This window comes from Micromonospora sp. D75 (assembly GCF_018070405.1).
Classification (GTDB): Bacteria; Actinomycetota; Actinomycetes; order Mycobacteriales; family Micromonosporaceae; genus Micromonospora; species Micromonospora chalcea.
Window position 1 is genome coordinate 1 of record NZ_JAGPXV010000370.1, and the last position, 5,870, is coordinate 5,870.

The following is a 5,870-nucleotide window of genomic DNA, read 5'->3' on the forward strand; positions in this document are numbered from 1 at the left end:
TGTTCGCCCCGGCGCCGCCGTCCGGCGTCGCCGCGCCGCCCGACCCGGCGTACGAGGCGGCTCTGGTGGACGCGGTGGAGCGGCACGCCGACGAGCTGGCCGCGGTGATCGTCGAGCCGGTGGTCCAGGGCGCCGGCGGGATGCGGTTCCACCACCCGCACTACCTGCGCGTGCTGCGCGAGGTGACCCGGAAGCACGGCATCCTGCTGGTCTTCGACGAGATCGCCACCGGCTTCGGCCGGACCGGGAAGATGTTCGCCGCCGAGCACGCCGGGGTGGCCCCGGACGTGCTCTGCGTCGGCAAGGCGCTCACCGGCGGGTACCTGACGCTGGCCGCGGCGCTCTGCACGCCCGAGGTGGCGCGGGCGATCTCCGCCGACGGGGTGCTGGCGCACGGACCGACGTTCATGGGCAACCCGCTCGCCTGCGCGGTCGCCAACGCCTCCCTGGAGCTTCTGCGGGCCGGGGACTGGGCCGGCCGGGTGGCGGGGATCGCCGAGGGCCTGCGGGCCGGCCTGGCGCCGTTGCGCGGCGCGCCCGGCGTGGCCGACGTACGGGTGCTCGGCGCGATCGGGGTGGTGCAGCTCGACCACGAGGTGGACCTGCCCCGGGCGACCGCTGCCGCGGTGGCGCAGGGGGTGTGGCTGCGCCCGTTCCGGGATCTCGTCTACACCATGCCGCCGTACGTCTGCGACGCCGCGGACGTGGCACGGATCGCGGCCGGGGTGGCCGCGGCGGTGAAGGCCGGCTGAGCCCGGCCGAGTTCGACAGGGCGCGACGGGAAGACCGTCGCCGGACACGCCCAGGCGGCCCGGGGCCGCGGGGAGAGGAGAGACGCGATGGAGACGTTCGGCGCCCGACTGCACCGGGCCGTGGCGGAGCGAGGGCCGCTGTGCGTGGGGATCGATCCGCACCCCGGGTTGCTGGCCGACTGGGGGCTGACCGACGACGTCGACGGACTCGACCGGTTCTGCCGAACCGTGGTGGAGGCGATCGGGGACCGGGTGGCCGTGGTCAAGCCGCAGTCGGCGTTCTTCGAGCGCTTCGGCTCGCGCGGCGTCGGGGTGCTTGAGTCAACTATCCGACAGTTGCGAGATCTGGGAGCGCTCGTTCTGCTTGACGTGAAGCGCGGCGACATCGGCTCGACGGTGGCCGCGTACGCGTCGGCGTACCTCGATCCATCCAGCCCGATGTATGTCGATGCGGTGACCGCGAGCCCCTACCTGGGAGTAGGTTCACTCGCGCCGATGTTCTCCACCGCAGCCGAGCACGGTGGCGGGGTCTTCGTCCTGGCCCTCACCTCGAACCCGGAGGGCGCCTCCGTGCAGCGTGCCGTCGGGGCCGACGGGCGCACCGTCGCGCAGACCGTGATCGACGAGATTTCCCAGCTCAACCGGGGTGCGGAGCCGCTCGGAAGCTTCGGTTTGGTGGTCGGCGCGACGGTCGGCGAGACCGGTCACGACCTCGGCTCCGTGAACGGTCCGCTGCTCGCTCCGGGCCTGGGCGCGCAGGGCGGCACGCCCGCCGGGTTGCGCACCGTGTTCGGCGCCGCGCTGCCGTCGGTGCTCCCGTCGTACTCCCGGGAGGTGCTCGGCGCGGGACCGGACCCGGACGCTCTGCGCGCCGCCGCCGAGCGGGCGCTGGCCGAGTGCCGGAGCGCCCTGGAGGCCGTAGGCTGACTGACGGCTCGGTCACTTTCCGTTGATCATCGCGCGCCCACGTTGCCGAAATCTCCGTTGACCGCTAGTTTTCCCCGCGCTGGGAACCACGGACCCCTTTGGTTGCCAGCGACACCACGTTTCACAGATGCGGTGGGGCGCTCCGCCCGCCGTACTAGGGACCTGAGGAGAACTGGTGCCGCTCCCGTCACTGACCCCCGAACAGCGCGCTGCCGCGCTGGAGAAGGCCGCGGAGATCCGCAAGGCCCGCGCTGAGCTGAAGGAGCAGCTCAAGCAGGGCAAGACCACCCTCGCCACCGTCCTCGAGCGGGCCGAGTCCGACGACGTCGTGGGCAAGCTGAAGGTTTCGGCCGTGCTCCAGGCGATGCCGGGCATCGGCAAGATCCGGGCCACCCAGATCATGGAGAAGCTCAAGATCGCGGACAGCCGTCGCCTGCGCGGCCTCGGCGAGCAGCAGCGCAAGGCTCTGCTCGGGGAGTTCGCCGCGAACTGAACGGCCCGCCGTGTAGAAACAAGCGGTGAGCACGGATGACGAGGCGCGCTCGGCGGCTCGGCTCACTGTCCTGTCCGGTCCCTCCGGGGCCGGCCGGAGCAGTGTGGTCGAGGCGGTCCGGGCGCGCCTTGCGTCTGTCTGGGTGCCGGTGGTCGCCACCACCCGGCCGCCGCGCCCCGACGAGCGGGACGGCGTGGACCGCGTCTTCCTCGACGCGCCCGCCTTCGACCAGCTGATCGCCGCCGGGGAACTGCTGGAGTGGTGCCGGATCGGGCCGTACCGCCGGGGGGTGCCCCGGGCCGAGGTACGGACGCGGCTCGCCGCGGGCCGGCCGGTGCTGCTGCCGCTGGACCTGGGCGGCGCGCTCGCGGTACGGGCGGCGGCGCCCGGCGCCCGGCTGGTGCTGCTCGCGCCGCCGGCGTACCGGGCCGACCCGGACGTCGCGGCCCTCTTCGCCCACGCCGTGGCACACGACCACACCGAGCGCGCCGCGGCGGAGCTGGTAGGATTGCTCGGTTCGTCCTTCCTGGCTCCGGCCCGACCGCCCGCGGGCGGCGCACGAGACGCAGAGGTTTAATTCGTGGGATCCATCGCCACCAACCCCGAGGGCATCACCAACCCGCCGATCGACGAGCTGCTCGAGAAGACCACCTCGAAGTACGCGCTGGTCATCTTCGCCGCCAAGCGCGCCCGTCAGGTCAACGCCTACTACAGCCAGCTCGGTGAGGGCCTGCTGGAGTACGTCGGCCCGCTGGTGGAGACCACCCCGCAGGAGAAGCCGCTCTCCATCGCCATGCGCGAGATCAACGCGGGCCTGCTCACCGCTGAGCCGACCGACCAGCCGTAACCGCGCCCGCGCCGATGCCCGCCGAGATCGTCCTCGGGGTCGGCGGCGGCATCGCCGCCTACAAGGCGTGTGAGCTGCTCCGGCTCTTCACCGAGTCGGGTCACCGGGTCCGGGTGGTGCCGACCGCCTCGGCGCTCCGTTTCGTCGGGGCGCCGACCTGGGCGGCCCTGTCCGGCCAGCCGGTGGCCGACGACGTCTGGTCCGACGTGCACGAGGTGCCGCACGTGCGGCTCGGGCAGCACGCCGACCTGGTCGTGGTCGCCCCGGCCACCGCTGACCTGCTCGCCAAGGCCGCCCACGGCCTCGCCGACGACCTGCTCACCAACACGCTGCTGACCGCGCGCTGCCCGGTGCTGCTGGCGCCGGCCATGCACACCGAGATGTGGGAGCACCCGGCGACCGTGGCGAACGTGGCCACGCTGCGCTCGCGCGGCGTCCGGGTGATCGAGCCGGCCGTGGGGCGGCTCACCGGGCGGGACACCGGCAAGGGCCGGCTGCCCGACCCGGCGGAGATCTTCGCGGTGGCCCGCCGGGCCCTGGCCCGCGGCGTCGAGGCCGAGGCCGACCTGGCCGGCCGGCACGTGGTGGTCACCGCCGGGGGCACCCGCGAGCCGCTGGACCCGGTCCGGTTCCTGGGCAACCGGTCCTCCGGCAAGCAGGGGTACGCGTTCGCCCGCGCCGCTGTGGCCCGGGGCGCCCGGGTGACGCTGGTCGCGGCGAACGTGGCGCTGCCCGATCCGGCCGGGGTGGACCTGGTCCGGGTGGGCACCACCGAGGAGCTGCGCACGGCGACGCTGGCGGCGGCCGTCGACGCGGACGCCGTGGTGATGGCCGCCGCGCCCGCCGACTTCCGGCCGGCCAGCTACGCCACCGGGAAGATCAAGAAGTCGGACGACGGTGTCGCGCCGACCATCGAGCTGGTCACCAACCCGGACATCGCCGCCGAGCTGGGTCGCGTCCGCCGCCCCGGCCAGGTGCTGGTGATCTTCGCCGCGGAGACCGACGACGCGGAGGCCAACGGCCGGGCCAAACTGGCCCGCAAGGGAGCCGACATGATCGTCGTCAACGAGGTCGGCGTGGACAAGGTCTTCGGCGCCGACACCAACGCGGCCACCGTGATCGGCGCCGACGGCGCCGTGCACCGGCTGGCCGAGCAGCCCAAGGAGGCCCTGGCCGACGCCGTCTGGGACCTCGTCTGTCCGCGGTTGCCGTCACGTTCCTGACGGTTGGTCGGCCCGCGTTCAGGGGGTCGCGGCGGAACGAGGATGGCTAAACTGCCGCCGAGCGACCTTTAAAAGTCTTCACATGCTTAGGAGTGCCGTGACACGTCTCTTCACGTCCGAATCGGTCACGGAGGGCCACCCGGACAAGATCGCCGACCAGATCAGTGACGGCATTCTCGACGCGCTGCTCGCCCAGGACCCGCACAGCCGGGTCGCGGTGGAGACCTTGATCACCACCGGTCAGGTGCACGTGGCCGGTGAGGTGACCACGAAGGCGTACGCCGACATCCCCACCATCGTCCGGGAGACCATTCTCGGCATCGGCTACGACTCGTCGAAGAAGGGCTTCGACGGCGCGTCCTGCGGCGTCAGCGTGTCCATCGGCGCCCAGTCGCCGGACATCGCCCAGGGCGTCGACAACGCCTTCGAGCTGCGTACCGGCGGGTCGGAGAGCGCGCTGGACGCGCAGGGCGCCGGTGACCAGGGCATGATGTTCGGCTTCGCCTGCTCCGAGACGCCCGAGCTGATGCCGCTGCCGATCGCGCTGGCGCACCGGCTGGCGCGCCGGCTCGCCACGGTCCGCAAGGACGGCACCATCCCCTACCTGCGGCCGGACGGCAAGACCCAGGTGACCATCGAGTACGACGGGCTGCGCCCGGTCCGGCTCAACACCGTCGTCGTGTCCAGCCAGCACGCGGCCGACATCTCGCTGGAGTCGCTGCTCACCCCGGACATCCGGGACCACGTCATCACCCCGGAGCTGGAGGGCCTCGGCCTGGAGACCGAGGGCTACCGGCTGCTGGTCAACCCGACCGGGCGCTTCGAGATCGGCGGCCCGATGGGTGACGCCGGCCTGACCGGCCGGAAGATCATCGTGGACACCTACGGCGGGTACGCGCGCCACGGCGGCGGCGCGTTCTCCGGCAAGGACCCCTCGAAGGTCGACCGCTCGGCCGCGTACGCGATGCGCTGGGTGGCCAAGAACGTGGTCGCCGCCGGGCTGGCCGAGCGGTGCGAGGCCCAGGTCGCGTACGCGATCGGCAAGGCCCACCCGGTGAGCCTGTTCATCGAGACGTTCGGCACCGAGACGGTGCCGGTCGCCTCGATCGAGAAGGCCGTCGCCGAGGTGTTCGACCTGCGCCCGGCCGCCATCATCCGGGACCTGCACCTGCTCCGCCCGATTTACCAGCAGACCGCCGCGTACGGCCACTTCGGCCGGGAGCTGCCGGACCTGACCTGGGAGGGCACCGACCGGGCCGCCGACCTCAAGTCGGCCGCGGGAGCCTGACCGCCGCCACGCGCCGCGACCGGCGACCCGCGCAGGGGTCGCCGGTCGCGCGCGTCTGCGTGGACGTGCCCCTGCCGCACCTGGACCGCCCGTTCGACTACCTGGTGCCGGCGGCGCTCGACGCCGAGGCGCAACCGGGGGTACGGGTGAAGGTGCGCTTCGCCGGTCAGCTGGTCGACGGCTGGCTGCTGGAGCGCGCCGAGTCCTCCGCGCACCCGAAACTGGCGTACCTGGAGAAGGTCGTCTCGCCGGTGCCGGTGCTCTCCCCGGAGGTGGCCCGGCTGGCCCGCGCGGTCGCCGACCGGTACGCGGGCAGCCTCGCCGACGTGCTGAGGCTGGC

General features: G+C 73.1%; 7 protein-coding genes and 1 pseudogene. All 8 read left to right on the forward strand.

Annotation, left to right across the window (positions count from 1 at the left end; genetic code table 11):
• On the forward strand, window positions 1-752 hold a 752-nt coding region (locus KBX39_RS20650; protein WP_210872035.1), incomplete at its 5' end, for an aminotransferase class III-fold pyridoxal phosphate-dependent enzyme.
• Between the two features lie 87 nt (window positions 753-839).
• Window positions 840-1,679: an orotidine-5'-phosphate decarboxylase gene (gene pyrF / locus KBX39_RS20655; RefSeq protein WP_210872037.1), complete on the forward strand. Its 840-nt coding sequence runs from the start codon at window positions 840-842 to the stop codon at window positions 1,677-1,679.
• Between the two features lie 175 nt (window positions 1,680-1,854).
• Entirely contained in the window at window positions 1,855-2,172 is a 318-nt protein-coding gene (gene mihF, locus KBX39_RS20660) for an integration host factor, actinobacterial type (RefSeq protein ID WP_013285515.1), read from the forward strand.
• Window positions 2,173-2,197: 25 nt separating this feature from the next.
• Window positions 2,198-2,749 (forward strand): guanylate kinase, encoded by a 552-nt coding sequence (locus KBX39_RS20665; protein WP_104114320.1) that lies wholly within the window; start codon window positions 2,198-2,200, stop codon window positions 2,747-2,749.
• Window positions 2,750-2,752: 3 nt separating this feature from the next.
• Window positions 2,753-3,019: a DNA-directed RNA polymerase subunit omega gene (gene rpoZ, locus KBX39_RS20670; protein ID WP_013285517.1), complete on the forward strand. Its 267-nt coding sequence runs from the start codon at window positions 2,753-2,755 to the stop codon at window positions 3,017-3,019.
• A 14-nt stretch (window positions 3,020-3,033) separates the two neighbouring features.
• Window positions 3,034-4,242, forward strand: coding sequence for a bifunctional phosphopantothenoylcysteine decarboxylase/phosphopantothenate--cysteine ligase CoaBC (gene coaBC / locus KBX39_RS20675; RefSeq protein ID WP_043324946.1), 1,209 nt, complete (start codon window positions 3,034-3,036; stop codon window positions 4,240-4,242).
• Between the two features lie 82 nt (window positions 4,243-4,324).
• Window positions 4,325-5,530, forward strand: coding sequence for a methionine adenosyltransferase (gene metK / locus KBX39_RS20680; protein WP_030502493.1), 1,206 nt, complete (start codon window positions 4,325-4,327; stop codon window positions 5,528-5,530).
• 59 nt (window positions 5,531-5,589) lie between these two features.
• A pseudogene (locus KBX39_RS20685) lies at window positions 5,590-5,870 on the forward strand (primosome assembly protein PriA); the annotation flags it as partial.

What these genes read in the sequence shown, in the direction of transcription:
- pyrF (WP_210872037.1), top strand. Translation starts at nt 840, where the DNA reads ATGGAGACGTTCGGCGCCCGACTGCACCGGGCCGTGGCGGAGCGAGGG.
- coaBC (WP_043324946.1), top strand. Translation starts at nt 3,034, where the DNA reads ATGCCCGCCGAGATCGTCCTCGGGGTCGGCGGCGGCATCGCCGCCTAC.
- metK (WP_030502493.1), top strand. Translation starts at nt 4,325, where the DNA reads ATGCTTAGGAGTGCCGTGACACGTCTCTTCACGTCCGAATCGGTCACG.